The sequence below is a fragment of the Thermodesulfobacteriota bacterium genome (assembly GCA_040755095.1).
In the GTDB taxonomy this organism is placed as follows: Bacteria; Desulfobacterota; Desulfobulbia; order Desulfobulbales; family JBFMBH01; genus JBFMBH01.
Window position 1 is genome coordinate 1 of the sequence record JBFMBH010000039.1, and the last position, 24,068, is coordinate 24,068.

A 24,068-nucleotide genomic window follows, 5' to 3' on the forward strand; every position below is an offset into this window, starting at 1 on the left:
TGATGCAACTGCCGGAGGAGCTGGAGCAGGGATTTTTTCAGCAGCTGGTGGCGTTCGAGGAGGAAACGGCCATGCCGTATGTATCCAGTGTGGAGCGGATCGGAAGGAAGAAGGGTCTTGAGCAGGGTCGCCGTGAGGCCCTGCTGGCGGTGGCTGTCAACCTGCTGGACATTCTGGACGACGAGGCCATTGCCCGTCGTACCGGACTGGCCGTGGAGGAGGTGCGGCAGCTGCGCGCTGGAGGCCTGCCGGCGCCGGAGTCGGTTGGCGCATAGGAACGCGGCCGAGCGTCCCTGCCGGGATTCCACGCGAACCCGGTCTGGCCCCTCCAGAAGACTCTCCAGCAGGAGCGAAGTCGACACCCCCCGAGCAAGGAGGAAGGGATGAGGTGGAAACGGGGCCGGGACCGGTCCGGCCCCGGGCCGGCCCTGCCTGCTGGCCACTGGCGAAGCTATCTCCTGCTGCTGGCCAGGAACCCGGCCTTCCGCCGGTTCTGGCTGGCCGGGGTCATCAGCCACCTGGGCAACTGGCTCAACTATGTGGCCATCTTCGTCCTCCTGGGCGAGCTGGCCGGCGCCGGTCAGGCCGGGCCGGCGGTCTCGGGCTTCCTCCTGGCCAAGTTCCTGCCGCCCACTCTTCTGGGTCCGGCAGCCGGGGTGGTGGCCGACCGGATCTCCAGGAAGGCGATCATGGTGGCCTGCGACCTGGGGCGTGCGGCCCTGGTGCTGGGCTTTCTCGCGGTGCGCCAGCCGGAGCAGGTCTGGCTCGTCTACCTCCTGGCGCTCCTGCAGGAATCCTTCTGGACCTTCTTCGATCCCGCCCGTCGGGCCTCGGTGCCCAACCTGTGCACCGCCGAGGAGCTCCTGCCGGCCAACGCCCTGGCCGGCGCCACCTGGTCCATCATGCTGGCCCTGGGTGCGGCGCTGGGCGGGTTCTTCACCGCCGCCTTCGGCTGGCAGGCGGCCATTGTCATGGACAGCCTCACCTTCGTCATTTCCGCCGTCCTCATCGCCGGTGTGCCGATCCCTGGGGAGCGGCCATTGCCCCGGGCCTGGAGCTGGCGGCAGCTGTCCGGGCTGCCGGATCTCTGGGAGGGGGGGCGCTACCTGCGGGGCGAGCCGGCGGTGGCCACCCTCCTGCTGGTGAAGAGTGGCTGGGCCCTGTCCGGGGGCATCCTGGTCATGCTCACCGTCTTCGGCGAGCAGGTGCTCCGGAGCGGTGGCCACGGGATCGGGGCTGGTATCCTGTACAGCATGCGGGGCCTGGGGGCGGCGGTGGGGCCCGTTCTGGCCTGGCGTCTGCTGGGCGAAGGCCAGACCGCCATGGCCCGGGGCATTGGGCTCGCCTTCTTCATCTCCGCTGCCAGCTACCTTCTCTTCAGCCAGAGCCCCTCCCTGGCCTGGGCCGCCCCTTGCGTCTTCGCCGGCCACGTCGGCGGCTCGGTGCAGTGGGTCTTCTCCACGGTGATGCTCCAGCAGCGGGTGCCGGACCGCTTCCGGGGCCGGGTCTTCGCGGCGGAGATGGGGCTCCTCACCCTGGTGCTGTCCCTGTCCACCTTCCTCACCGGTCAGGCCCTGGCTGCCGGACTCTCCCCCCGGGCCATCGTCATGGCGCTGGCCGGCCTCTTTGCCCTGCCGGGCACCCTGTGGCTGGCAATCGGCCGGCGCCGCCTGCGGGATGATCCGGCCTGAAGGGGTCCACCCCACAGCCCCCTGCTTGTCGGGCTGTTGAGATTCTCAACAACCGCTGTTGCTGGCTTCACCACAGCCATCCCCACGCTCCTTGCCGGACCCTCCAGGCAGCAGCGGCCAGTCCTGCTGCCGCCACAGCGCGGCCGGCCATTCGGCTGGCCACAGGGCCTGGCATTCGCTTTGCTACCGGATAGCGGCAGCCCGCGGAAGCCGTTCGCAGCCGCCTTCCCGGGCGTCCTCCTCCCGCCGGCGTCTGCCGCCGTGCCACGACCTTCCGGCGCCGTGCGGGAGGAGATCCGCAAGCGTAGCGACAAATCTGACTGCAAGGGGGGGTAACCAGGTATGAAGAGAATTGTCATTCTCGGTGCCGGTACCGGCGGCACCATGATGGCCAACAAGCTGAGGCGGGACCTGGATCCGGAGGAGTGGAAGATCACCATCATCGACAAGGACAATACCCATTACTACCAGGCCGGGTTTCTGTTCCTGCCCTTCGGCATCAACACCGGCAGGGAGATCACCCGCAGCCGGCGCTCCCTCATTCCTCGGGGCGTCGATTTCGTCATCTCCGAGGTCACGAACATCGACTGGGACGCCCAGAGGATCACCACCAGGACCGCCGGGGCCTTCGGCTACGATGTGCTCATCATGTCCACCGGCTGCCGGATCATGCCCGAGGAGATCGAGGGCATGGCCGAGGGCTGGCAGAAGAACATCTTCGACTACTACACCTTTGAGGGGGCGACCAATCTGGCCAAGGCCCTGAAACGGTTCCAGGGCGGCAAGCTCGTGATCAACATTGCTGAGATGCCCATCAAGTGCCCGGTGGCGCCTTTGGAATTCGCTTTCCTGGCTGACTGGTATTTCCAGGAACGGGGCATCCGCGACCAGGTGGAGATCGAGCTCGTCACCCCGCTGTCCGGGGCCTTCACCAAGCCGGTGGCCACCAGGGTCCTCACCGAGGCCTGCCAGGAGAAGGGCATCCACATCACCCCCAACTTCAGCATCGGCTCGGTGGACGCCGACAAGAAGGTCATCACCTCCTATTCCGGCCAGGAGGTAGACTACGACATGCTGGTCGCCATCCCGCCCAACTTCGGCGCCCAGGTGATGATCGACTCCGGGATCAGCGACCCCATGGGCTACATCCCCATCGACAAGCAGACCTGCCAGCCGCCGGGGCGGCCCAGTGTCTGGGCCATCGGCGATGGCACCAATGCCCCGACCTCCAAGGCCGGCTCGGTGGCCCATTACATGGCCGATGTCATCCACGAGAACATCCTGGCATACATCGACGGCACCGCGCAGCATGCCCGCTTCGACGGGCATGCCCTCTGATTCATCGAAGCGGGCTTCGGGAAAGCCTATCTCATCGACTTCAACTACACGACCCAGCCTCTGGTCGGCGAATACCCCTTTGCCGCAGTCGGCCCCATGGGCCTGTTGCGCAACACCGAAGTGAACCACTGGGTGAAGCTGCTCTTCAAGTGGGTCTACTGGAACCTGCTGCTGCCCGGGGTCTGGCTGGGACCCCACGAGCTGGAGCTGGCCGGCAAACGGCTGGACGTGGCGGCAGCCAAATGATTCCTCATCGCCTCCCGGGTGGCCCCTCGTCGCAGGGGCCACGCCCTCCCTTGCCGGGGGGCCCGGCGACACCTCCCTGCTGAAGCTCCTTCAGGACCAGGGCGCGGTCCCAGTCAGCTGGGGCGCCTGGGCGTAGCGCCGGCGCCGGTGTTGCTGAAAAACGCAACAGCGGTGCTGAATCTTTCTACAATCGGGCTCTCCGGGCCGGCCTGACGGCCGGGAGGCGAAAGGCTGTCTCAGAAAACAGCCGGCAAAACAAGGCGTTGTCCGAAGGGCCGCGGTCCGGCTCGGGGTGGCACGCTCCATGCAACCTGGAAAGGGCAAGAGCAACCCGAGCGCCCCAGCGCTCCCCGAGAACCGACCAAGGAGGACCGCCATGAATACGAAGACCTTGACCGACGGGACGTACACCGGAGCCACCTCCCTTCTGGACACAGTGGCATCGCTCTTCACCGTCAAGAACCTCCGCACCGCCAGCCGCTTCGCGCTCCTGTACCTGATTGGCCTGGCCATCCCCTTTGCCGGCTCGGAGATCCTGATCCGGATTGTGATGGCCGTCAACTGACCCCCCCGTCACCAGGGCGCCGGCAAGCATGGCCGGCGCACCCTGCTGATCGCGAAGCCCGGCCGCCGGCAGCCGCCAGCGTCCGGGCTTCTTTTTGGGCCCCCGGGGCGACGTGTCTCCTTTGGAGGGCGCGTCATCCCTTGACAGGGGCCGGCGGATTCGGGTAACCAGAGTCCCGGCGGCCGGGGTATCGTTCTTCCTGTCGGTGCCCCCTGTTGGACCGTCCGGACTGGACCGTCCGAAGGGCGGGTCCTTTCCCGGTGCCACCCCGACCGCAGCAGCCACGTCCCCACCCTCTGAAGGAGAGCCTCAATGAAGACACTGGGTGTCATCGTCGTGACAGTGGCCATCCTCGCCGGCGCCTGCCCCCATCCCTGCGCCGGCGCGTCGTTTGGCATCGATCTCAAGGCCAATGGCAGCGATGGCCCGGTCACCCTCTGGGAAGGGGATCCGCTGGACGTGACCATCGGCATGCGGGCCGGGGATCTGGCTGGGTGGATGGCCGGGTGGACCATCAATCTCCATGCGCAGCTGGATTCGCAGAGCCACGTCTTCAACTGGCAGGGTACCTGGCGCAAGGTGGCCCCCTTTCCCCCCCGGTTCTTCCGTGCGCCGGTGATCAGTTTCTCGGATTACTCCATCCTGGCCACCGACCGTCTGCCTCCCGCGTTGTACCGGCTCGAATTCGCTGTCACCCCCAGGATTGTCGGCACCCGTATCGACAGCGTCATTGTGGCTGTGGAGCCCCGGCCGCCCACGGATTCGCGGGTGGTGCCCATGGTGACTGCCTTGCCGCCGCCCTTTGCCGGGCCCCTGCCGTCGGATCCTGGGCAGAAGGCCGACTATCTGGCCAGCGAGATCCTGTTCGGCCGGTCAGCGAACATCCTGCCGCTCCTGGAGCGGGCGCTCCTGGAGGCGGGGATTGGCATTCGCGACAGCCGGAGCGGGGAGCTGTTGTTCCTTGAGATGCTGCAAGGCAATGCCGGTGTTTGCCTGATGGACTGGGAGGTGGTGTGTCTGGCCCGGAGCACCACCTCGGGCCTGGTCATGAACCTCGAGGATCTGGCGGCCGTTCTCGGCTTCTCCGAGCTGGGGCTGGATGCAGCCAAGGCCCTGGACGTCCTGGCCACCGGTCTGGCCGCGGCGGTCAGCAACGAGGCTGACCCCAGCCTGCGGTTCCGGGCCCTGTTTGTCGACGCCCTGTCGGTGAACGGTTTTGGTGGCCAGCATCTGGCCGGCAACCAGGATCCCTACGCGCCGGTTTCGCACCTGCAGGCGGCTCTGCTTATTCTTCAGTACCTGGCCGACCTGGGCGGCTTTCTGCGCCAGGATCTGGGGTGGTCGGAGCCGGCCTCGGCCGGGGCAGCCATTCCGGTCCAGGCCGCGGCGGCTGGGGTCTGCGACTTCGACGATGCCACCTCGTCCATCATGGACTGGAGCGCCGTGGGAAGCTCGTACGGCCTCGGCAAACTCCTCGACTATCTTCACGATGCCGGCCTGGGTGCCGCGGACGGCGGAGGCCTGAGCATTTCCCAGAAGATCGGCGTGATCACGGGCGCAGCCAGCGCCGGCTTGGCGCTGATCAAGTATATCGCTTCCGCTCAGGCCCTCCAGGCCACGCTGGACATGGACGGTGGCGAGCCTCTGGTCCGGACCACGAGCAGCGTCAGAAGGGAGGGGGGAGAGAGAAGGGTCCTGCGGGCCAGCGCCCGGTTCGACTTGGGCAACTGGAGCGCCCTCAACTGCGCCCGGCTGGCCCTCAATGCCGTGAATACCGACTTCAACCTCCCGACGAGCGGCCCGGTGGGCGGAGTCCGGGTCTCCTGGAGCCTTGACGTCGGCTCCACCAACTTCGGTGCCGATGTCCTGGACAACAGCACCGTCCGCTTCTACTCCCTGGACGGTCAGTCCATGGAGCACATGAGGACCGACAGCGCGGGCCTGACCAGCATCGGTCTCGAGGGGGCGCCGCAACCCCATGAGCTGCAGTGGCCCCTGCGGCCGGACATGAAGACGGCGCGGGTTTCGGTGCGGTTCGCCATCAACTCCCAGAAGCTCATGAGCGACATCTGCGCTGGACTGGGGGCATGGACGAGCGGCCCCTTTGCCCTGGTCACCGTTCCTGTGGAGATCCTGTCCCGGATTCCCATGCAAGGTCGGACGTTGACGATCCCAGTCCAGGACTGGCTTGAGCACAACGAGTAGCAGCCGGCCCAGGCCCCAGCCTTCCCGGGCCGCCGCCGGCCTTGCCGGTTCTGGGGCCTGGGCCGTGCTCACCGTCTGGGCTGCGGTCGCGGTCAGCCTGCCTGGCCAGCACGACCTGGATCGGTTGGCCAAGGCGGCAGTGGCGGCCGGCGGCACCGCCGTGTTGGCCCTCCTTTTGGCTCGCTTCCGGCAGAGCCTCCCGGTGTTGGGCCGGAGCCCCGCCCTTCGCCTCCTCCTCGCCTTCAGTCTCCTGACCCTTCTCCTGCCCCTGTTCGTTGTCCGGGACGGTCTCGGTCACGGGCTGTCGTGGCTGACCTTTGCTGTGGGCCCCCTGTTCGGGGCCGGAGTCGCACTCCTGGGCCGCCGGGCCGGGCAGGTGCTGCGGCGGGCCGCCTTTGCCGCTGTACCCTGCGCGGTGTTCGCCATCGGGCAACAGCTCATGGGCCATGGTCCCGCCGAAATCCGGGCCACCACCTCCATGGCCAATCCCAACCAGACGGCGGCCATCACCCTGTTCGGGGCGGTGGTCCTGGCGGCGCTGGCAAGCCAGGGCGGGGCACCCGGCCGGTGGCTCGCCGCAGGCGCGACCCTGGCCTTCCTGGGTACAGTGGCGACCGCTTCCAAGGCAGGCATCGTTGCTGTCATCAGTGGGGTGGCTCTCCTGCCGATGGCCCACCTGCTGGCGCAGCTCGCCTTCCGGCGATGGCTGGCATTCTTTTTGGCTCTGGCCCTGCTCCCGCCATTCTTGGCCGTCATTGCCGGCGCCGGAAATCCCATTGTCCAGAAAGCGGGGCTTGAGGGCCGCTTCCTGCTCTGGGCCGGCGCCTTGGAGCAGCCGGTGGCGAGCTGGTGGTCCGGATCCGGCTTCGGGCTCTGGCAGCCGTCCCTGGTGGAGACCGCCGCGGCTCGTATCCGCGAAACCGGCGCCGAGCCACTCCTGCAGCTGCCCCAGTATCTCTATAACGATGTGCTCCAGTTGGCCTGCGAAGCTGGCCTCGTGCCCGCGGGCCTCCTGGTGGCGGTTCTCGCGCTCCTGGCGACAGCCGGCCTGCGCAGCCGGGAACCGCCGGCTCGGGCCGCGGCCCTGGCCTTGCCAGCGCTCTTCCTCTTTGGGCTCGCCCAGTCCCCCATGGCCAATCCGGCCGCGTCGCTTCTTCTCTGGACCTGTCTTGGCACCATTGCCGGGGTGAGAGGGGAGGAGCTGGCCGGAGCGACACGGGGCACGGTATCCCGCCTGGGGCTGATCGCGCTCCTCCTGGGCGCCTGCCTGCTCGGGCTGCAAGCGGTACGGCTGGCCAGCGGGATGGCCATGATCCTGCAAAGCCGGGGGGGGCTCCCCCGGCCTGAGGGGAGCAGCTCCGCGGACCGGGCGTTGCTGGCGGCCCGGCTGCTGCCCGAGTACGCCTCCGCATGGCTCTCGGCAGCCGACCTCCTGGAAATGGCCCGGCGGTTTGCCGAGGCCAAGGGGTGCCTCCAGCGGGCGCTGTCCCTGGAGCGATCCTTCCCCGCTCTGTTCCGGCAAGGGTATCTGGTGGAACGGCTGGAGGGCGATGCCGCAGCCCGCGCCTTCTGGCAGAGTCTGGCCGAGACCTACCCCTGGCTCCTCACCCCCCATTACCGGCTGGCGCTTTTGGACCGGAGGCGGGGGTATCCCGGTGAGGCCCTGGAGCACTGCCGCCAGGCTCTGGCGTTGCCGGCCCTTTCCCCGGAGCAGACGAGGGTGAGGGAGACCTGTCAGCGCCTGGCGGATCAGCTTGGCGCCCAGCTGAAGGCGGTGGCCGGGCGGCAGCCACCGCCCCCGGATTCCCCTTGACCGCCATCCATGGCACGGGTAACAACGGTTTGTCCGCTCGCGGGCCCATGGGGCCATGATGCTGGCTCAGGAAGAGCCGCCGGCGCAGGGAGCATGCCATGACAATGAGCAGGAAGACCGGTCGCGAGCTGGCCACAGAGCTGGCCACCATGCGGGAGTGCCAGCAGGGGTTGGAGGCGTGCCAGCTCAACCTGGAGCAGGAGCAGGTGCGTTACCATACCCTGCTCGCCGCCTCGCCGGATGCCATGGTCTTTGTCAACCGGGAAGGACAGATCATCGAGGTCAATGCCCAACTGGAGCGGCTGTTCGGCTATGAGCCCGGTGAGCTGGACGGCCGCCCGCTGGAAATGCTGGTCCCGGCTCAGTACCGGGTCAGGCACGCCCAGCACGTGGCGGGCTTCTTCACCAATCCGCGGCAGCGTCCCATGGGCAGCAGCTTCGAGATCTATGGGGTGAAGAAGGACGGCCAGGAGTTTCCCGCGGACGTCAGCCTGAGCTTTCTGGAGGTGGATGGCGAGACCTTTGCTACGGCAGCGGTGCGGGACATCACCGAGAAGAAGAAGGCCGCGGCGCGTCTGGAGCGGGATTACCATATGCAGCGTGCGACCAGCGCGGTCCTCAAGATTGCCCTGGAGCCGACACCCCTTGCTGATCAACTGCAGCGCATCCTCGAGCACATTCTTTCCGTTCCCCAGCTGGCCCTGGAGAAGAAGGGGGCGATCTACATTGTGGACCGGTCCGAGCAGGCCCTGGTGCTGAAGGCGCACCAGGGTTTTTCCGAATCAGCGCTGGTCCCTTGCCGGCAGGTGCCGCTGGGTGAGTGCTTGTGCGGCAAAGCGGCGCAAAGCTGCGCCATGGTCTTTTCCGAATGCGCGGACGACCGGCACGAGATCCTGTACGGCGGGGCTTTTCCCCATGGCCATTACTGCATCCCCATCCTGCAGGGGCCGGAGTCGGTTGGGCTCATCAATGTCTTTGTGCGGGAAGGCCATCGATACCACGAGGCCGAGGACCAGTTCCTGAGCGTCATCGCCGATACCCTGGCCGGCGTGCTCCGGCATCACCGGGCGGAAGCAGAGAAGAAGGAGCTGGTGGAGAGGCTGGCGGCGTCGGAGAAGATGGCGGCTCTGGGGCGGTGGACCTCGAACTTCGCGCACGAGATCCGCAATCCCCTCACGGCGGTGGGCGGCCTGACCAGGCGCCTGGCGAAGAAGGTGGCCGCAAGCTCGGAGGAAACGACCTACATCGAGCGTATCCTGGAAGAGGTCGGCCGCCTGGAGGTCGTCCTGAGCAACATGCTGGCCTATGCCCGCTCCTACCGCATTCCGGAGGAGGAGCACGACCTCGGGGTGATGCTGGCGCATCTTCTGGAGCAGCTGGCGGGCACCTGCCGGGCCCAGGGCATTCGTGTGCAGGCCGACCTGGACGTGGTGCCGGCGATCCACATCGACCGCCAGCTGGCGGAGAAGATCCTGGCCAACCTGCTGGCCAATGCCATCGAGGCCATGCCGCAGGGCGGGGTCCTGAAGGTGGCCTCGACGCTCCGCTCCATCGCGGCCGGGAATTTCGTGGTGATCCGGATCCAGGACACCGGCGAAGGGATTGCCGAGGAGAACCTGCCCCTGGTGTTTGAGCCCTTTTTCACCACCAAGCCGGGCAAGAAGCGGACCGGCCTGGGGCTGGCCAGCACGAAGAAGATCATCGAGGCGCACGGCGGCGCCATCAGTGTGCAGAGCCGGGCAGGGGAGGGCACCCTGGTCACCCTGACCTTCCCGGTTGCGCCAGCAGACCTGCCGGTGGACTTTTCGATCTAGCCCGCGGCGAAAGGTCAGTGCTTCTCAGGTCACCGGCTCCGGCCAGGCTATGCCGTTCAGGACCCCACGTTGTTGCACTCCACCCCCAGGCAGGGTATGAACAGGCCATGAGGAACAGAAGCCCCACTTCCCGCGTCCCGCCTCCTGGGGCGGGGGGCCACCCCGGTAAGACTTTTCACACCGACAGGTGGAGCCGAGCGGCATCCGTCTTGTCATCGTGACAGGTCACGGCGCATGACTATTCGGAATGGCGTGACGATCAACATCGCGGAGGAATTCGAGCAGTTTCCCAAGGCACCCATCGTCGAGGCGGTGATCGATATCCGGGCGCGCGCTACGAATGTCTTTGAAGAAGACCCTGTGCGCACCCATCTTGAGTCGGTCCTGCCCGGCTACGCCTTCCTGGATTCCCTTCATGCCTTTCAACATGAGGTCAGATTGGAGGGAGGAAGAGCCTGTGAGCCGCGGCTTCAGGACCTTGGCTGGAGCGGTTTGCGGTTCCGGTCCGCCGATGAAAAGCACATCGCAACCTTCGGCCGGGACGGCGTAGCCGCCAGCAGGCTCCCCCCTTACGGAGACTGGCGGCAGTTTTGCTCCGAAGGCCGGCATCTGTGGGAGGTCTTCCAGCAACTGGCCCAGCCGGCACAAATCCACCGCGTCGGACTCCGCTTCATCAACCGCATCCCGCTTCCCGTAGCAGATGCCCAGCTGGCGGAGTACATAGAGCCCGCACCGGCGCCACCGGGTAGTTTCGACCTCCCCCTGGCGGGCTTCATGCACCATGACACCTTGGTGGTGCCGGGACACCCTTACGCCATCAACGTTATCCTGACGATTCAGCAAGAGCCGGCAACCGCCCTTATCCTTGATATCGATGTCTTTACTGTGCAAGAGCTCGATGTCGAACAGGCGAATCTGGCGCACCGGCTGGAGGAGATGCGCTGGTTGAAGAACAAGGTGTTTTTCGGCAGTATCACCGCCAAGGCAAAGGAGATGTTCCGATGTTGACCGGACGGCTCGCCATGCCGAGCCAGACATACCGCCCGGCGATCTCTTCGGGCTGCAGCGATACAGCAGGGTTCGTGGCCCTGGAAAGAGAACAGCGTCGCCTCCTGCAAGGTTCTCTGGTGGTTCGACTGTATGGCAAGAAGGCCCTGGAGGAGTTGGCAAGGGTCTATCGCGAATGCAGGGAGCCTGATTGGGATGGCTACGGCGCCCTGCCGGTAACCTGGACCACATACTCTCTGGCGCGACGGTTTCTGGAGGGGTTGCCGTGGGTCGCTCCACCCCCCGCCATCGGCGCTGAACCCGACGGCCATCTCACCTTGGAGTGGTATCGCTCGCCCCGCCGCCTCCTTTCGGTGAGCGTCAGCCCGGATAGTGAGCTGCATTATGCCGCCCTGCTGGGGACGGCCAGACACTATGGGACGGAGCCGTTTTTCGATACACCCCCCGAGATGATTCTCGAACTGATTCGCCGGGTTATGGCTGCATGAGCCAAGAAGATGGCGTCGCACCCAGAGAGCTGCTCGCTCGTTTCATCCTGTACCGGGATCACATCCGGCGGGACAGAACCATCAAGCCGGACGCCTTGATCCCGCATCCGCATCAAGACCTGTCAGTCACCCGCCACCTGCACCTTTCCGGAGCTGAGCTCTGGCAACTTGGCCACGACGTGGCCGAGAAGCGGGGCAAAACCCTTCGTGGTCGGGCAGACCTGACCGCCTCCGCCTTTCAAGCCCAAAAGCTCCAGGTGCTTGCCGCGCCTGTCTCCGGCAATTCGAACCACGCCAACGTGGCAGGCTGGCCGCAGGACAAGCCTGCCCAGAAGATGATCGCCCAGGAGCTGGCCGTGGCTGCCGGGAAGGCACTGCTTCCTTTGGCATAGACGGCTTCTCGCTTCTCAGCTCACCGCCTCGGCCAGCCGGGGCTCGGTCGCCTTTTCGAGCGCGTGGGCCTGGGGCAGTTCCTGGAGCGGCAGGCGCACCTGCACCGTGTGGTCCCGCAGGCACAAGGTCTCCCGGAAGCCCAGGGACTTGGCGAGGGCCAGCATGCGGTGATTATGGAAGAGGATGTCCCCCACCATCTCCCGGGTGCCCCGGCTCTGGCAGTAGCGGAGGATCTTGTTCATGAGGATCCGGCCCAGGCCCTGGCCCTGCTGGTCGGAGCGGACCAGGATCGAGAACTCGGCCGCCGTGTTGTCCGGATCGATCATGGCCCGGACCTCGCCCAGGGTCTCCGGCAGGCCCTTGGGGTCGGCGGCCTCGGCGATGAACACCATCTCCCGGTGGTAGTCGATCTGGGTGAGCCGGGCCAGCTCGCTGCGGGGCATGCGGCCGATGGTCCGGAAGAAGCGGAAGTAGGCGTCCTGGGGGTCCAGCATGCTGATGAGAAGATCGTGGGCCTCGGCGTCTTCGGGCCGCAAGGGCCGCAGGCGCAGCGACCGGCCGTTGCGGCTGACCGTCTCCTCCTCCAGCTCCTTGGGATAGGGCTTGATGGCCAGCCGCTCGGTGCCAGGCAGCACCTCCCGCCGCACCTGGATGCGGGCATCCACGGCCAGCACCCCGTTCGGACCGGCCAGCAGGGGGTTGATGTCGATGGCCTCGATCTGGGGGATGTCGATCACCAGCTGGGAGACCTGCATGAGGGTCAAGGCAATGGCGTCGAGATCGGCGGCCGGCTGGTCCCGGTAGCCTTTCAGGAGCTGGTAGACCCGGGTGCGGGAGATGAGCTCCCGGGCCAGGCTCAGGTTGAGGGGCGGCAGGGCCACGGCCTTGTCGCAGACCACCTCCACGGCGGTGCCGCCGTGGCCGAAGACCAGGACCGGCCCGAAGACCGGATCGCAGGCCATGCCGATGATGAGCTCATGGGCCCTGGGCCAGCGGGCCATACGTTGGACCGTGAAGCCCAGGATCCGGGCCTCGGGCTTGAGAGCGGTGACCCGGGCCAGCATCTCCTCGGCGGCGGCCTGCACCGCCGCCTTTTCCGGCAGGTCCAGGACCACCCCCTGGGCATCGGACTTGTGACTGATGTCCGGGGAGAGGATCTTCAAGGCCACCGGAAAGCCCAGCTGGCTGGCCAGCTCGCCGGCCAGCTCCGGCGTGGTCGCCATCCGGGCCTCCACGAAGGGGATGCCGTAGGCCGCCAGCACCGTCCTGGCCTCGGGCTCGCCAAGGAGGGCGTGGCCGGAGGCCAGGACCTGGTCCACCACCTGGCGAGCGGCCTTGGCGCCGGAGATGCATTCCGCCGGGGCCGAGGGCGGGGTCTCCAGGAGCAGCTCCTGGTTTTGGCGGTAGCGCCACAGATGGATGAAGGCCCGCACCGCCCCCTCCGGGGTGCGGTAAGAGGGCAGGCCCGCCTCGGCGAACAGCTGGCGGCTGGGCTGAGCGCCCTCTTCCCCCAGCCAGTTGGTGAGAATGAGCTTCTGGCGATAGCCCTTGTACGCCTGGACGGTATCGATCACCGCCTGGGCCGCCTCGCGGCTGTTGGCGATGGCGGTAGGCGCGTGCATGACCAGGATCGCCTCGGTCTCGGGGGCTTCGAGAAGGATCTTGAGGGCCGCGGCATACCGGCTGCCGGGCGCATCGCCGATGATGTCCACCGGGTTGGCGCCTGACCAGGTGGCTGGCAGCACCTGTTCCAGCTTGGCCAGGGTTTCCGGCCCAAGCTCGGTGAGGCTGCCGCGCTGCTCGATGAGGCTGTCCACCGCCACCACCCCGGGGCCACCCCCGTTGGTGATGATGGCCAGGGCCTTCGCTTTCACCGGTGCGGCATGGGCCAGGGTCTCCACAGCAGCGAACAGCTCGTTGAAGTTGTAGACCCGGAGCATGCCGGCCCGGCCGATGGCGGCGTCGAAGACCGCGTCCGAGCCGGCCAGGGCATTGGTGTGGCAGGCGGCGGCCCGGGCGCCTTCCGTCTGCCGGCCGGCCTTGATCACCAGCACCGGCTTGATGCGGGCGCAGGCCCGGGCCGCGGACAGGAAGTCCCGGTGGTGGTGCACGGATTCGATGTACATGAGGATGGCCCGGGTGACCTGGTCCTGGGCCAGATAGTCCAGGACGTCCCCGAAATCGAGGTCCACGGCATCGCCCAGGGACACGAAGTGGGAAAAGCCGATCCCCTTGGAGCGGGCCCAGTCCAGGACCGTGGTGGCCAGGGCGCCGGACTGGGAGATGAAGCCGATCTTGCCCGGCAGGGCCGCCACGTGGGAAAAGCTGGCGTTGAGGCCCAGGCGGGGCACCAGGAGGCCCAGGCAGTTGGGGCCGAGGATGCGCACTTCGTGGCGGCGGGCCGCCTCCAGCATGGCGTCCTGGAGGCGGCGGCCGCGGCTGTCGTACGCGCGGCCGAGGCCGGCCGTCACCACCACGGCGGCGCGGGTGCCTCTTTTGCCCAGCTCCTCCACCAGCTCCGGTACGGTGGCTGGCGGGGTGCAGATCACCGCCAGCTGGGGCGGGGTGGGCAGCCGCTGCACGTCCGGGTAGGCCAGAACCCCCGCCACGGCGCCGTACTTGGGGTTGACCGGCATGATCGGCCCCGCGAACCCGCCCTGCAGGAGGTTGCGGATGATGACCGCCCCGATGCTCTGGGGGCGGTTGGAGGCGCCGATGACCGCGACACATTCAGGCCGGAAGAGGTAGTCCAGGTTGCGCAGGCTCATGCTGGTATCCTCGCTGGGTATCCTGGGCGGCCGGGACCAGCCTTGTCGGGGCCCGGGCGCCCTGCGCAACAGCCCAGCAAGAGTTGTGCCCAGCTCTTCTTGCGGACTTCCGGCGTTGCACCCACTTGGGTGCGCCCCGCCGCGCATGGCAGCGTGTTTGATATTCGACATTCGTTGCTTCGGTGCTGTTGAAGCGCGCAACAGCTGCTGTTGAAAGTTTCGACAGCCGGCCTCCGAGCCGGGCCAGGGGGCCGGGGAAGCCCCGTTGCCGCCGCGTTCTGCCGGCCGGGAACGGAATCTGCACGGGCAGGGAGCTGATGGCCGGCCGCACGGACCAGCTGGCTGCCGAGAATTCCGGGAGCCGGCAGCCGGGGACCGGCCACCGTGACGATTCGCAGCGGAGCCTATCGACCAGGCCATGGCCTTCCCACGCTTCTTGCGATCCCTGAGCCACAAGATCCTGGCCGCGGTCTTCGCAGGCATCCTGGTGATCATGGGTGTCGAGATCGCGGTGCGCCTGTCCCTGGGAATCCGCGACCGGATCGAGCAGATGGAGGTGATGGCCGTCGATCTGGCCGGGGCCGCTTACGCGGGAATCCGCTACCCGATGTCCATGGGCGACAGCGAGGCGGTGAAGCGGGTTCTGGCCGATATCCGGTGGCGGCTGACGGACACCGAGGTCTTCATCTGCGATCCCGACCAGGTAATCGTCTGGTCCACCCACCCGGATTGGGTCCAGGAGCGGATCGCGGCGGTCATCGCCAGCCCGGCCATTCTGGCCGGCCTCGGCGAGGCCCTGCAATCCGGCTCGGTCCTGGCCCGCTCCTCCTATGAAGAGCGGCGGGCGGACGGCCGCTACCTGGTGACCATCGAGCCGATCGCCAACGAGCCGGAGTGCGTCCACTGCCACGGCGCTTCCCGGGCCATTGTCGGCGGCATGGTGATCCGGGCCAACATGGAGCGCCCGCTGGCCGCCATCACCCGGGCCACCCACAGCTCGATTGCGATCATCAGCCTGGGCATCGGCGCCACCATGCTCCTCATCTATGCCCTGGTGCAGCGGTTCATCACCCTGCCGGTCGCCCGGCTTTCCCGGGCGGTGGCCCGGGTGGCGGCGGGGGATCTGGAGGCGGCCATCGAGCCGGTCTCCGGTGACGAGATCGGGGAACTGGGCCGGTCGTTCAACCGGATGACACGGGATCTGCGCCAGGCCCGCCAGGAGATCAGCGTCTGGACCAGAAACCTCGAGGAACTGGTGGAGGAGCGGACGAGCCAGCTGCGGCGGGCCATGGACGGCGCCATCCAGGCCGAGAAGATGGCCTCCCTGGGCAGGCTGGCCGCCATCGTTGCCCACGAGATCAACAATCCCCTGGCCGGTATCCGGACCTACGCCAAGCTGCTCCTGAAACAGGAGGGGGCGGCGGACGGCGGCGGCGACCCCCGCCGTCTCCAGTATCTGGCCACCATCGAAAGCGAATCCGGCCGCTGCGGCGAGATCGTCCGCAACCTGCTGCAGTTTTCCCGGCCGGATCAGCCGCAGCTGGACCGCCACGACCTCAACCCGGTCATCCAGGAGTGCGTGCAGCTGGTGCGGCACAAGATCGAGCTGCAGGGCATCGAGGCCCAGCTGCACCTGGCCCCTGAGCCCCTTGTGGTGAGCTGCGATCGCCAGAAGATCAAGCAGGCCCTGGTGGCCTTGCTGCTCAACGCCTGCGATGCGGTGCCGCCAGGCAGCGGGCAGCTGGACCTGGGCAGCCTGCCGGAGCCGGAGCGGCGGGGGGCGACGGTCTTCGTCCGGGACAACGGCACCGGCATGAGCGAAGAGACCCGGGCCCACATCTTCGAGCCGTTCTTCACCACCAAGGTCCCGGCGCCGTCCGGGCCCGGGGCAGGAGCCAATGTCGGCCTCGGCCTCACCGTGGTGTACGAGATCGTCAAGGCGCACCGGGGCGAGATCCTGGTGGATTCCCGGGAGGGCCAGGGCACCACGGTGACCATCTTCCTGCCCGAGGAGCCAAGGCGATGACCACCGCTCGCTTGTGCAGGGTGTGCAAGGTTTCTTCCCGCTCCACCTTGTCCAGCTCGAGGAGCACCACAGCCGGAACCGCCTCGAAGCGGGCCTCCAGGACATCGATGATGGACCGGCGCAAGGCGCTCAAGGTACGCCGCTGCCCCTGCTCCAGTCCTCGCTCCAATCCCCGTTGCTCCCAACGTCCAGCCAGTGTCGGCATGGCTATCCCTCCTTCGGCAAGGGCCGTCTCGATGGCTGTCTGAAAGGCCTTCTCCTCCACCTGCGGTGCGCCGGCAGCCACGTAGCGGAGTAACGTTTCCACATACTGCAGTCCGGTCTTGGAACGGGCCAGATCCCGGAGCAGAACGAGAATGTCCGGCAGCCGCTCGCCAAGATCCTCGGCAAAGATGTGCTTGGTGACCAGGAGAAACGAACGGAGCAGGACCTCGCCCTTGAGGTCCTCATCCGGCCAACGGGCCAGGTCGATGAGCTCGTAGCGCCACGACGGTCGGTACGGCACCAGGGCCGCGGGCAGATCAAAAAGCCCAGCAAAGTCCAGAGGATGCACCCATGTGTTCCGGCCGTGGTAGAAGATGAGCGGGATGATTGGCGGCAGGGTGGGCGGTGATGGATGGCCAGGTGCCGGCGCCAGATCTGCACCCCGTAGCGCACGAGATCCAGGGGTGGGCAGCCGAGGGGATGCTGCGGTGCTCGAACAGGAAGTAGAGGTAGCCCAGCCGGTTGTCCTGCAGGCTCACCTGGTACAGAAGGTCGGAGAGATGCTCCGCCAGCTTGGGATCGACGAAGGTGTCCTTCACCACGTCCAGGGTGGACAGGTCCAGGCAGTCGACCACCGCTGGCGGCAGGTAGTTGACCAGGAAGTCCCGGGCCGTGGCCGGCTGGCCCAGGACCTCCTTCACGAACCGATCGTGGGGATTGGCCACCTCGCTCATGGCCGCATGGTACGTGGGGTGGCCGGGGTTGTCAACGCGGGCGGACCGGCTGCGGCCGCACCCTGAGCTGGGATGCCGCCCACCGGCTCAGCTCGGTCAGCATGGCTGGTCGCTGGTGCGCCTACCACCAGCGGCGGGGCAGCCCGAGGGCGCGGTGGCAGTCCGCGCAGAAGGTGCTGCGCTTGAGATCGATGTATTCCACGGATTGGGAGTAGTGCATGACGCACTCGTAGTCGCGGCAATGGGTGAGGCCCAGGGTGTGGCCCAGCTCGTGGATGGCCTCCTTTTCGCTGCGCCGCAGGAAGAGCACCTCGTCCTCGGGCAGACCATAGAAGGCCTGATGCAGGCGGCAGGTGGAGATGAGGGCGCAGCAGCCGCCCAGGCGGGCTTCGCCGTAAACGAAGGTCAGGATCGGGATGTAGAGATCCACATCCAGGACGCCCAGAACGTGGCTGGTGTCGCCCCGGCCGGCGACGGCCATGAGCTGTTGCAGGATCGGGGTGGAGTGGTACTGCCGCCGCTCGCCGTTGTAGTACGGGGCGAGAGGGATCTCCTCAGGGAGCACGCGGCAGGGGACAGAGAAGACCTCGGCCAGGGCGAGGCTCAGGAACTGGGCCACCTCCTGACTGGCCCTGGTGAGCGGGAGGAGGGCGATACCGTTCATGGGGCGCCGGGCCCTGGCTCCGTAAGGCCGTAGCGCCGGATCCGGTCATAAAGGGTGGCCAGGTCCACCTGGAGCAGGCGCGCCGCCTGGCCGAGACTCCAGCCGCAGGCCTTAAGGGCGTCCCGGGTGCGCCGGGCCTCGCTCTCGTCCCCAGCGGTCTTGTCCAGGGGCAGATCCTCGACCCGGATCAGCCGGTCCCGGGCCACCACGGCGGCCCGCTCCAGGGCATTGGCCAGCTCTCGGACGTTGCCCGGCCACGGGTACGCCAGGAGCCGCTCCATGGCTGCCGGGCTGATCCCAGCCAGGGGCTTGTTCATCTGCCGGCCGGCCCGCTCCAGGAAATACATGGCCAGAAGCGGGATGTCCTGCGGCCGTTCCCGGAGCGGTGGCAGATCGATGACCAGGACCTGCAGCCGCTCGCAAAGCTCCCGACTGCAGCGCCCGGCTGCCACCGCGGCCCCCAGATCCTGATTGGTGGCGGCGATCAGCCGGAAGTCGGTCCGGATCTCCCGGCTCGCGCCCAGGCGCAGGAAGCGCCGGTCGTCCAGGACCTCCAGGAGGGCCAGCTGCAGCCGCAGGCTTAAGTCTCCCACCTCGTCCAGAAAGAGGGTGCCGCCGTCGGCCAGCTCCAGTTTGCCCTTTCTGGCGCACTGCGCCCCGGCCAAGGCCCCCTTCTCGTGGCCGAACAGCTCGCCTTCCAGGATCGCCTCCGGCAGAGCGCCACAGGTAACGGTCACAAAGGGGGCGTAGCGGCGGCGGCTGTGGCCGTGGATGACCCGGGCTACGAGCTCCTTGCCGGTGCCGCTCTCCCCCCGCACCAGCACTGGAGTCTGTGCTGCAGCCAGGTCGGGCAACCGCTCCTCGACCGCCTTGATGGCGGGGCTGGCGCCGATGAGCTCGCCGGCCGGGCAGGCGGCGGTGAGGGTCTTCTTGAGCCTGGCGGTCTCCTGCACCAGCTGCTGCCGCTCCACCACGTTGCGGACCAGGAGCGCCAGATGCTCGGCGTCGAAGGGCTTGGGCAGGTAATCGTAGGCGCCGTGCTTCATGGCCTGCACCGCTGAATCCACCGAGGCGTACGCGGTGATGATGATGATAGTGCTGTCCGGACGGACCGCCCTGATCCGCTCCTGGAGCTCCAGGCCACCCATACCCGGCATCTTCAGGTCGAGAAAGAAGACATCCCATTCCCCCTCTGCCAGCTTGGCCAGCGCCTCTTTGCCGCTGGCCGCCACGCCGACGGTGTAGCCCTCGTTCTCGAACCAGGCGCGCAGGGAGTCCCGCACCGAGAACTCGTCGTCCACCACCAGGATCCGTACACTGCCAGCCTCGTTCCTGTCCATGGTCAGCACCCTTGCAGCCGGTTGTTCACCCGGGAGCAGCGAGGCGCCCCGGTTCCACCCGCGGCCCGCCGTGGCCGGCGATGATCCAAAGTCCCCGGCCGCCGTTCCCGGTCCGTGCCTCACGAGCCATGCAAGCCATCCGCCCGCCGGCGACCGCCGCCCCGGCCGGGCGGCCTCCCGGGCCGGTGCCGGAGCGGTGTCCAGGAATTCAGCATGGGCCGTTGAGAATCTCAACGGCACTTTTCGGCCCCGGAAGTGGCCCCAAGGCGCCCTCCCCTGGCCCAGCTATACCAGAAACCGGCAACCGCTCGGCAACGGAAATTTTTTATTCTGGAAAAACAGGACGTTGGCGTCATGGTTGGGGGAGGTTTCGCCCGGTTGGCATTGCTCTTGCCCAGGTCAATGGCCAGCGCACCCCTTTCCTCTGTCTCCTCATGAATGCCGATCCCGGGCGGCAATCGAGCAGAGGAGCAGGAGGGTGTCTGGATGAGCAAGCAGCCAACAACATGAGGAGATGAGCACGATGCGCACTTTGTCTCGACATTGCATCAGGATTCTTGCCGCGGCTGCCGCGCTGGTCGGTGTTTGGCCGTATGCCCACGCCCAGGACAGCCCGGATCTGGTGGATCTGGACCGGCTGGCCAACCTCTATGCGCCAGTCGCCTTCGACCATGCCATGCACCTGGAGGTGGCCAGCTGTGCCGCCTGTCACCATCACACCGCCGGCGCCCCGGCGGAAGCGGCGGCCTGTGTCCGCTGCCACGACCAGGGCATCGACAACGGCCCGGTGGCGTGCCGGGACTGCCACGGCGCGCGCCCCCTGGAGGCGGCCAGCGGTCGACCTGAGCAGGCCGCCGCCAGCACCTTCCACAATGAGCGGACCGGGCTGAAGCGGGCCTACCACTTGAGCTGCATGGGCTGCCACCGGGAGGTCGGCGGGCCCATCGGTTGTGAGGACTGTCATGCCCGGCAAGGGAGGGAGACAAAATGAAGACCACGCGAAGAAATCTCTTGAAGGTCACCGGGCTGGCCGCAGGGGCCTCTCTCTTCATGGATCCAGTGGAGGCCTTGGCAGGCACGGCACCCAAGGACCCCTCCACCCAGCTGGCTATGCTGGTGGACACCAGCCGCTGCATCGGCTGCCAATCCTGTGAGCGGGCCTGCGCCGAAAAGAATGGGCTGCCGGCGGTCACCGGCCAACCGGACAGCAGCCAGCGCCGGGCCACCGGGCCGGAGGCCTTCACGGTGGTCAACGACAACAGCACGGCGGCGGGAAGCGTGTTCTGCAAGAGCCAGTGCATGCACTGCGACCAGCCGGCCTGTGTTTCCGCCTGCCTGACCAACGCCATGTACAAGACCCCGGAGGGACCGGTCATCTGGCGGGAGGACAAGTGCATGGGCTGCCGCTACTGCATGGTGGCGTGCCCCTTCGATGTTCCCAAATTCGAGTATGGCAGCATCAATCCCCGGATCCGCAAGTGCGCCATGTGCTACGACCGGGTCACCGAGGGCCAGCAGCCGGCCTGTGTGGACGCCTGCCCCCAGGAGGCGCTGCTCTTCGGCCAGCGGGGCCAGCTTCTGACCATCGCCCGGGCCCGCATCGCCGAGCGGCCGGCGGATTATGTCAACCACATCTACGGCGAGAGCGAGGTCGGGGGCACCAACGTCCTCTATCTGGCCGCCGTGCCCTTCGAGGAGCTGGGCTTCCGGACCGACCTGGGCACCGTGGCCTATCCCGAGCACACCAAGACCTTCCTCTACTCGGTGCCCCTGGTGCTGCTCCTGGGGCCGGCCTTCCTGGCAGGACTGCGGCAGGCCACCGGCAGCAAGGGGGGAGGGCACCATGGCTAGGGGGTGCCTGACAGGCGAGTTTGGCTCAACACTGCAACGAACGGAGGCATGACGTGAAGACTGCGACCGCGACATCAAGCCACAGCAGGGCCCTGGGGCAGGACCTCTGGCTGTTCCTCAAAAGCGAGCTGAAGCCCAAGGGCAACCTTCTCACCCCCTTCAACATCATCACCGCGCCCATCATCCTGACCGGCCTGGTCCTGGTGGTCCTGCGCTTTGCCAAGGGCCTGGGCGCCACCACCAACCTCAGCCAGGAGTTCCCCTGGGGGATCTGGATCGGCTTCGACGTCGTGACCGGCGTGGCCTTCGCCGCCGGGGCCTACACCCTGACCTTTCTGGTCTATATCCTGCGCATGGAGAAGTTCCACGGCATCGTTCGGGCCACAGTGCTGAACGGCTTTCTGGCCTATGTCTTCTATGCCGGCGCCCTGGCCCTGGATGTTGGCCGGCCCTGGAAGATGGTCAACCCCATCATCGGCAACTCCTTCGGGATCAGCTCGGTGCTGTTCCTGGTGGCCTGGCACTTCCTCCTCTATATGATCGCCCAGTTTGTGGAGTTCTCGCCGGCGGTGGCGGAATGGCTGGGCCTCAGGCGCCTGCGCAAGGTGCTGGGCACCCTGACCGTGGGGGCGGTGATCTTCGGCATCTGCCTGTCGCTCCTGCACCAGTCCGGTCTCGGTGCCTTGTTCCTGATGGCGCCGGCCAAGATCCATCCCCTGTGGTACACCGAGTACATCCCGGTGCTGTTCGTGGTCTCCAGCGTCTTTGCCGGGATGTCCATCGTCATCATCGAGGGCACGATCAGCCACCGGGTGTTCAGTCACCAGATCAGCGACAGCCATCATACCGAGTACACGGATATCCTGACCAGCCTCAGCCGCCTGGCGGCAGCGGCCATGTTCGTCTACTTCTTTCTCAAGGTCCTGGTCCTGATCCATGGCCTGCACTTCGATCTTCTGAAGACACCCATGGGCTATCTGTACCTGACGGAGATGGGTGGCTTCGTGCTTCTGCCCATGCTGCTCTACATCTTTGGTGCCCAGATCCGCAGCAAGAAGATCATCCTGAGCGCGGCCGTGATCACCGCCCTGGGCATTATCCTCAACCGGCTCAATGTCTCCGTGGTGGCCTTCAAGTGGAACGTGCCCATGCACTATGTGCCATCGTGGATGGAGATCGTCATCACCCTGGCGGTGGTCTTTGCCGAGATCTGGGCCTTCCGCTGGGTGGTCAACCGGATGCCGGTGCTGGTGGAGCCGCCGGCCTGGGCCCGGGACATCGACCGGCCGGTGGTCGAGCCGGCGCACGTCCCGGAAGGTGCCCTCAAGGGCAGCAGCATCGCGCGGTAACGTCAATCTGTGGAGGTTCGAGTCATGGGAAACATCGCCATCTACGCAACCAAGGGCTTCGAGTATCTGCTGATCCTGGGCTTTCTCGGGGCGTTCGTGACCTTCTATCTGTTCCTGACCTCCCGCTACTTCCAGCCGGTGGTCGCCCGGGTGGGGCAGGGCCTCAACGCCATGATGGACTGGTTCCATGTGCCGGAGGGCTTCCTTTTCCACCAGGGTCACACCTGGGCCCAAGCCGACCCGGCCGATCCGGGCACTGTGCGGGTGGGGCTCGATGACTTTGCCCAGAAGCTGGTGGGCAAGGTGGACATCGTCGCCACCACCAAGGTGGGGAGTCAACTGAAGCAGGGGGGACGGGCCTGGGGCCTGTGGGTGGGACCGAAGCTCATCAACATGGTGTCGCCGGTGAGCGGCCAGATCGTTGAGGTCAACGAGGCGATCCAGGAGAACGCGGCCCTGCTCAACGACGATCCCTTCGGCAATGGCTGGATCTACAAGGTCAGGCCCGAGGGCCTGGCCCGGGAGGCCAAGAACCTCCTGTCCGGCAAGCTGGCCTTCAAATGGATGGAGGAGGCGGTGGACAAGCTGCGGCTGCGGATGGTCGGCGAGGCCGGTCTGGTCTACCAGGACGGCGGCGTGCCCATGCCGGGCATCGCCAAGAACATCGACTGGAACAACTGGGACCGGCTGGCGCGGGATCTCTTCCTGTCCGAGTGACGGTCCCTCTCCCAACACCGAGGAAGGCCGGTGCCCGGCGGCCCGGCCTTCCCTTTCAGTCCTGCGGCAGGTGGCGGCCCCACCTGCCGCAGGCGTATGAGGAAGGGATTTTTTTTCCTGGCCTTTCCTGCAGGGCGGGTGATAAGAAGACACCAGGAGACAGCCATCCACCGCGCATGGCGAAGAGCCGGTATCCCGGCGGTCTCTGACGATTTCCTGATCCGCTCAGCCAGTGGCCCCGTCGCAGCGACGGCGGCATTCGGTCCGAAGGGGGTGGGGCGATGACGGCATTCCCAAGACCGGGCGGCCGGCGACGCCGGTCGACCATGACCTCCCTGGGCTTCTTTCTGCTCTTGTCCTTCCTCGCAGTGGCGGGCACCCGGGCCAGCCCGCCCAGCCTGCTGTCTGCCACCCCTGCCGCGCCGCTGCCCGGGGACCCGGCGCCGGTCCGTTACCTGGGCACCGAGGCCTGCCAGGGCTGCCACCCCCAGGAGTACGCCAACTTCAAGCAGTACGCCAAGAAGGCGAACTCGTTCTCCAGCATCGAGCGCCTTCGGGATGGTCTCACCCCAGAGGAGGTGGAGGGCTGCTACCATTGCCACACCACCGGCTATGGCCGGCCGGGCGGCTTCGTCAGCCCTCAGCAGACGCCGCAGCTGGCGAACGCCGGCTGCGAGGTCTGCCATGGCCCCGGGGAGCGGCACGCCGCCAGCCGGGAGCCCGGGGACATCAAAGGCCGCCTCACCCTGGAGGACTGTGAGGTCTGCCACGTCTCGGCAAGGGTTGAGGCCTTCCGCTTCAAGCCCCTCATCCACGGCGGGGCCCATTGACGTTTGGCCTCTTGCCGGGCGGGC

General features: G+C 67.0%; 22 protein-coding genes. 17 read left to right on the forward strand and 5 right to left on the reverse strand.

Annotation, left to right across the window (positions count from 1 at the left end; genetic code table 11):
- From AB1634_07935 to AB1634_07985, 11 genes are all read left to right on the forward strand, one after another.
- Positions 1 to 275, forward strand: a 275-nt coding sequence (locus tag AB1634_07935) for a hypothetical protein (protein ID MEW6219449.1), incomplete at its 5' end; no start/stop codon positions are given.
- A 108-nt stretch (positions 276 to 383) separates the two neighbouring features.
- The gene (locus AB1634_07940; protein MEW6219450.1) at positions 384 to 1,691 is read left to right on the forward strand and encodes an MFS transporter; all 1,308 of its coding nucleotides are present in this window, start codon (positions 384 to 386) and stop codon (positions 1,689 to 1,691) included.
- Positions 1,692 to 2,033: 342 nt separating this feature from the next.
- Complete coding sequence (locus AB1634_07945) at positions 2,034 to 3,029, forward strand: FAD/NAD(P)-binding oxidoreductase (protein MEW6219451.1); 996 nt, start codon at positions 2,034 to 2,036, stop codon at positions 3,027 to 3,029.
- Between the two features lie 96 nt (positions 3,030 to 3,125).
- Positions 3,126 to 3,275 carry a hypothetical protein gene (locus AB1634_07950; GenBank protein MEW6219452.1) on the forward strand — a complete coding sequence of 50 codons (150 nt, stop codon included), beginning with the start codon at positions 3,126 to 3,128 and terminating at the stop codon, positions 3,273 to 3,275.
- Positions 3,276 to 3,651: 376 nt separating this feature from the next.
- On the forward strand, positions 3,652 to 3,840 hold the full coding sequence (locus tag AB1634_07955) for a hypothetical protein (protein MEW6219453.1): 189 nt from the start codon (positions 3,652 to 3,654) through the stop codon (positions 3,838 to 3,840).
- 312 nt (positions 3,841 to 4,152) lie between these two features.
- Positions 4,153 to 6,045 carry a hypothetical protein gene (locus AB1634_07960; protein MEW6219454.1) on the forward strand — a complete coding sequence of 631 codons (1,893 nt, stop codon included), beginning with the start codon at positions 4,153 to 4,155 and terminating at the stop codon, positions 6,043 to 6,045.
- 64 nt (positions 6,046 to 6,109) lie between these two features.
- Positions 6,110 to 7,858, forward strand: coding sequence for a tetratricopeptide repeat protein (locus AB1634_07965; protein ID MEW6219455.1), 1,749 nt, complete (start codon positions 6,110 to 6,112; stop codon positions 7,856 to 7,858).
- Positions 7,859 to 7,956: 98 nt separating this feature from the next.
- Positions 7,957 to 9,672 carry a PAS domain S-box protein gene (locus AB1634_07970; GenBank protein MEW6219456.1) on the forward strand — a complete coding sequence of 572 codons (1,716 nt, stop codon included), beginning with the start codon at positions 7,957 to 7,959 and terminating at the stop codon, positions 9,670 to 9,672.
- A gap of 234 nt (positions 9,673 to 9,906) precedes the next feature.
- Positions 9,907 to 10,680: a TIGR04255 family protein gene (locus tag AB1634_07975; protein ID MEW6219457.1), complete on the forward strand. Its 774-nt coding sequence runs from the start codon at positions 9,907 to 9,909 to the stop codon at positions 10,678 to 10,680.
- Positions 10,674 to 11,168 (forward strand): hypothetical protein, encoded by a 495-nt coding sequence (locus AB1634_07980; GenBank protein MEW6219458.1) that lies wholly within the window; start codon positions 10,674 to 10,676, stop codon positions 11,166 to 11,168. Before AB1634_07975 ends, AB1634_07980 begins: the two co-directional genes overlap by 7 nt.
- Positions 11,165 to 11,560, forward strand: a complete 396-nt coding sequence (locus tag AB1634_07985; GenBank protein MEW6219459.1) for a hypothetical protein — start codon at positions 11,165 to 11,167, stop codon at positions 11,558 to 11,560. Before AB1634_07980 ends, AB1634_07985 begins: the two co-directional genes overlap by 4 nt.
- Before the next feature lie 15 nt (positions 11,561 to 11,575).
- Here AB1634_07985 and AB1634_07990 read toward each other — a convergent pair whose 3' ends face one another.
- Positions 11,576 to 14,329, reverse strand: coding sequence for a bifunctional acetate--CoA ligase family protein/GNAT family N-acetyltransferase (locus AB1634_07990; GenBank protein MEW6219460.1), 2,754 nt, complete (start codon positions 14,327 to 14,329; stop codon positions 11,576 to 11,578).
- A gap of 418 nt (positions 14,330 to 14,747) precedes the next feature.
- Between AB1634_07990 and AB1634_07995 the strand changes: the two genes are divergently transcribed.
- Positions 14,748 to 16,355, forward strand: a complete 1,608-nt coding sequence (locus tag AB1634_07995) for an ATP-binding protein (protein ID MEW6219461.1) — start codon at positions 14,748 to 14,750, stop codon at positions 16,353 to 16,355.
- On the opposite strand, the gene AB1634_08000 is transcribed toward AB1634_07995, so the two are convergent.
- From AB1634_08000 to AB1634_08015, 4 genes are all read right to left on the reverse strand, one after another.
- Positions 16,264 to 16,908 (reverse strand): Rpn family recombination-promoting nuclease/putative transposase, encoded by a 645-nt coding sequence (locus AB1634_08000; GenBank protein ID MEW6219462.1) that lies wholly within the window; start codon positions 16,906 to 16,908, stop codon positions 16,264 to 16,266. The two genes, AB1634_07995 and AB1634_08000, sit on opposite strands and share 92 nt — an antisense overlap.
- Positions 16,877 to 17,293: an Rpn family recombination-promoting nuclease/putative transposase gene (locus AB1634_08005; protein MEW6219463.1), complete on the reverse strand. Its 417-nt coding sequence runs from the start codon at positions 17,291 to 17,293 to the stop codon at positions 16,877 to 16,879. Before AB1634_08005 ends, AB1634_08000 begins: the two co-directional genes overlap by 32 nt.
- A gap of 121 nt (positions 17,294 to 17,414) precedes the next feature.
- The gene (locus tag AB1634_08010; protein ID MEW6219464.1) at positions 17,415 to 17,957 is read right to left on the reverse strand and encodes an archaemetzincin family Zn-dependent metalloprotease; all 543 of its coding nucleotides are present in this window, start codon (positions 17,955 to 17,957) and stop codon (positions 17,415 to 17,417) included.
- Positions 17,954 to 19,297, reverse strand: a complete 1,344-nt coding sequence (locus AB1634_08015) for a sigma-54 dependent transcriptional regulator (GenBank protein ID MEW6219465.1) — start codon at positions 19,295 to 19,297, stop codon at positions 17,954 to 17,956. Before AB1634_08015 ends, AB1634_08010 begins: the two co-directional genes overlap by 4 nt.
- Positions 19,298 to 19,820: 523 nt before the next feature.
- On the opposite strand from AB1634_08015, the gene AB1634_08020 reads away from it, so the two are divergent.
- The 5 genes from AB1634_08020 (at position 19,821) to AB1634_08040 (ending at position 24,044) form a co-directional block, all read left to right on the forward strand.
- Positions 19,821 to 20,288, forward strand: a complete 468-nt coding sequence (locus AB1634_08020; protein MEW6219466.1) for a cytochrome c3 family protein — start codon at positions 19,821 to 19,823, stop codon at positions 20,286 to 20,288.
- Positions 20,285 to 21,148, forward strand: coding sequence for a 4Fe-4S dicluster domain-containing protein (locus AB1634_08025; GenBank protein MEW6219467.1), 864 nt, complete (start codon positions 20,285 to 20,287; stop codon positions 21,146 to 21,148). The genes AB1634_08020 and AB1634_08025 overlap by 4 nt, the downstream gene beginning before the upstream one ends.
- Before the next feature lie 53 nt (positions 21,149 to 21,201).
- Positions 21,202 to 22,497: an NrfD/PsrC family molybdoenzyme membrane anchor subunit gene (gene nrfD / locus AB1634_08030; GenBank protein MEW6219468.1), complete on the forward strand. Its 1,296-nt coding sequence runs from the start codon at positions 21,202 to 21,204 to the stop codon at positions 22,495 to 22,497.
- 24 nt (positions 22,498 to 22,521) lie between these two features.
- A complete protein-coding gene (locus AB1634_08035; GenBank protein MEW6219469.1) occupies positions 22,522 to 23,214 on the forward strand; it encodes a glycine cleavage system protein H in 693 nt (230 codons plus the stop codon).
- A gap of 326 nt (positions 23,215 to 23,540) precedes the next feature.
- Positions 23,541 to 24,044 carry a cytochrome c family protein gene (locus AB1634_08040; GenBank protein MEW6219470.1) on the forward strand — a complete coding sequence of 168 codons (504 nt, stop codon included), beginning with the start codon at positions 23,541 to 23,543 and terminating at the stop codon, positions 24,042 to 24,044.
- The last annotated feature ends 24 nt before the right edge of the window (positions 24,045 to 24,068 follow it).

Coding starts and splice junctions, on each gene's coding strand:
- AB1634_07940 (MEW6219450.1), top strand. CDS start 384: ATGAGGTGGAAACGGGGCCGGGACCGGTCCGGCCCCGGGCCGGCCCTG.
- AB1634_07945 (MEW6219451.1), top strand. CDS start 2,034: ATGAAGAGAATTGTCATTCTCGGTGCCGGTACCGGCGGCACCATGATG.
- AB1634_07950 (MEW6219452.1), top strand. CDS start 3,126: ATGGGCCTGTTGCGCAACACCGAAGTGAACCACTGGGTGAAGCTGCTC.
- AB1634_07955 (MEW6219453.1), top strand. CDS start 3,652: ATGAATACGAAGACCTTGACCGACGGGACGTACACCGGAGCCACCTCC.
- AB1634_07960 (MEW6219454.1), top strand. CDS start 4,153: ATGAAGACACTGGGTGTCATCGTCGTGACAGTGGCCATCCTCGCCGGC.
- AB1634_07970 (MEW6219456.1), top strand. CDS start 7,957: ATGACAATGAGCAGGAAGACCGGTCGCGAGCTGGCCACAGAGCTGGCC.
- AB1634_07975 (MEW6219457.1), top strand. CDS start 9,907: ATGACTATTCGGAATGGCGTGACGATCAACATCGCGGAGGAATTCGAG.
- AB1634_07980 (MEW6219458.1), top strand. CDS start 10,674: ATGTTGACCGGACGGCTCGCCATGCCGAGCCAGACATACCGCCCGGCG.
- AB1634_07985 (MEW6219459.1), top strand. CDS start 11,165: ATGAGCCAAGAAGATGGCGTCGCACCCAGAGAGCTGCTCGCTCGTTTC.
- AB1634_07990 (MEW6219460.1), bottom strand. CDS start 14,329: ATGAGCCTGCGCAACCTGGACTACCTCTTCCGGCCTGAATGTGTCGCG.
- AB1634_07995 (MEW6219461.1), top strand. CDS start 14,748: ATGGCCTTCCCACGCTTCTTGCGATCCCTGAGCCACAAGATCCTGGCC.
- AB1634_08005 (MEW6219463.1), bottom strand. CDS start 17,293: ATGAGCGAGGTGGCCAATCCCCACGATCGGTTCGTGAAGGAGGTCCTG.
- AB1634_08010 (MEW6219464.1), bottom strand. CDS start 17,957: ATGAACGGTATCGCCCTCCTCCCGCTCACCAGGGCCAGTCAGGAGGTG.
- AB1634_08015 (MEW6219465.1), bottom strand. CDS start 19,297: ATGGACAGGAACGAGGCTGGCAGTGTACGGATCCTGGTGGTGGACGAC.
- AB1634_08020 (MEW6219466.1), top strand. CDS start 19,821: ATGCGCACTTTGTCTCGACATTGCATCAGGATTCTTGCCGCGGCTGCC.
- AB1634_08025 (MEW6219467.1), top strand. CDS start 20,285: ATGAAGACCACGCGAAGAAATCTCTTGAAGGTCACCGGGCTGGCCGCA.
- AB1634_08035 (MEW6219469.1), top strand. CDS start 22,522: ATGGGAAACATCGCCATCTACGCAACCAAGGGCTTCGAGTATCTGCTG.
- AB1634_08040 (MEW6219470.1), top strand. CDS start 23,541: ATGACCTCCCTGGGCTTCTTTCTGCTCTTGTCCTTCCTCGCAGTGGCG.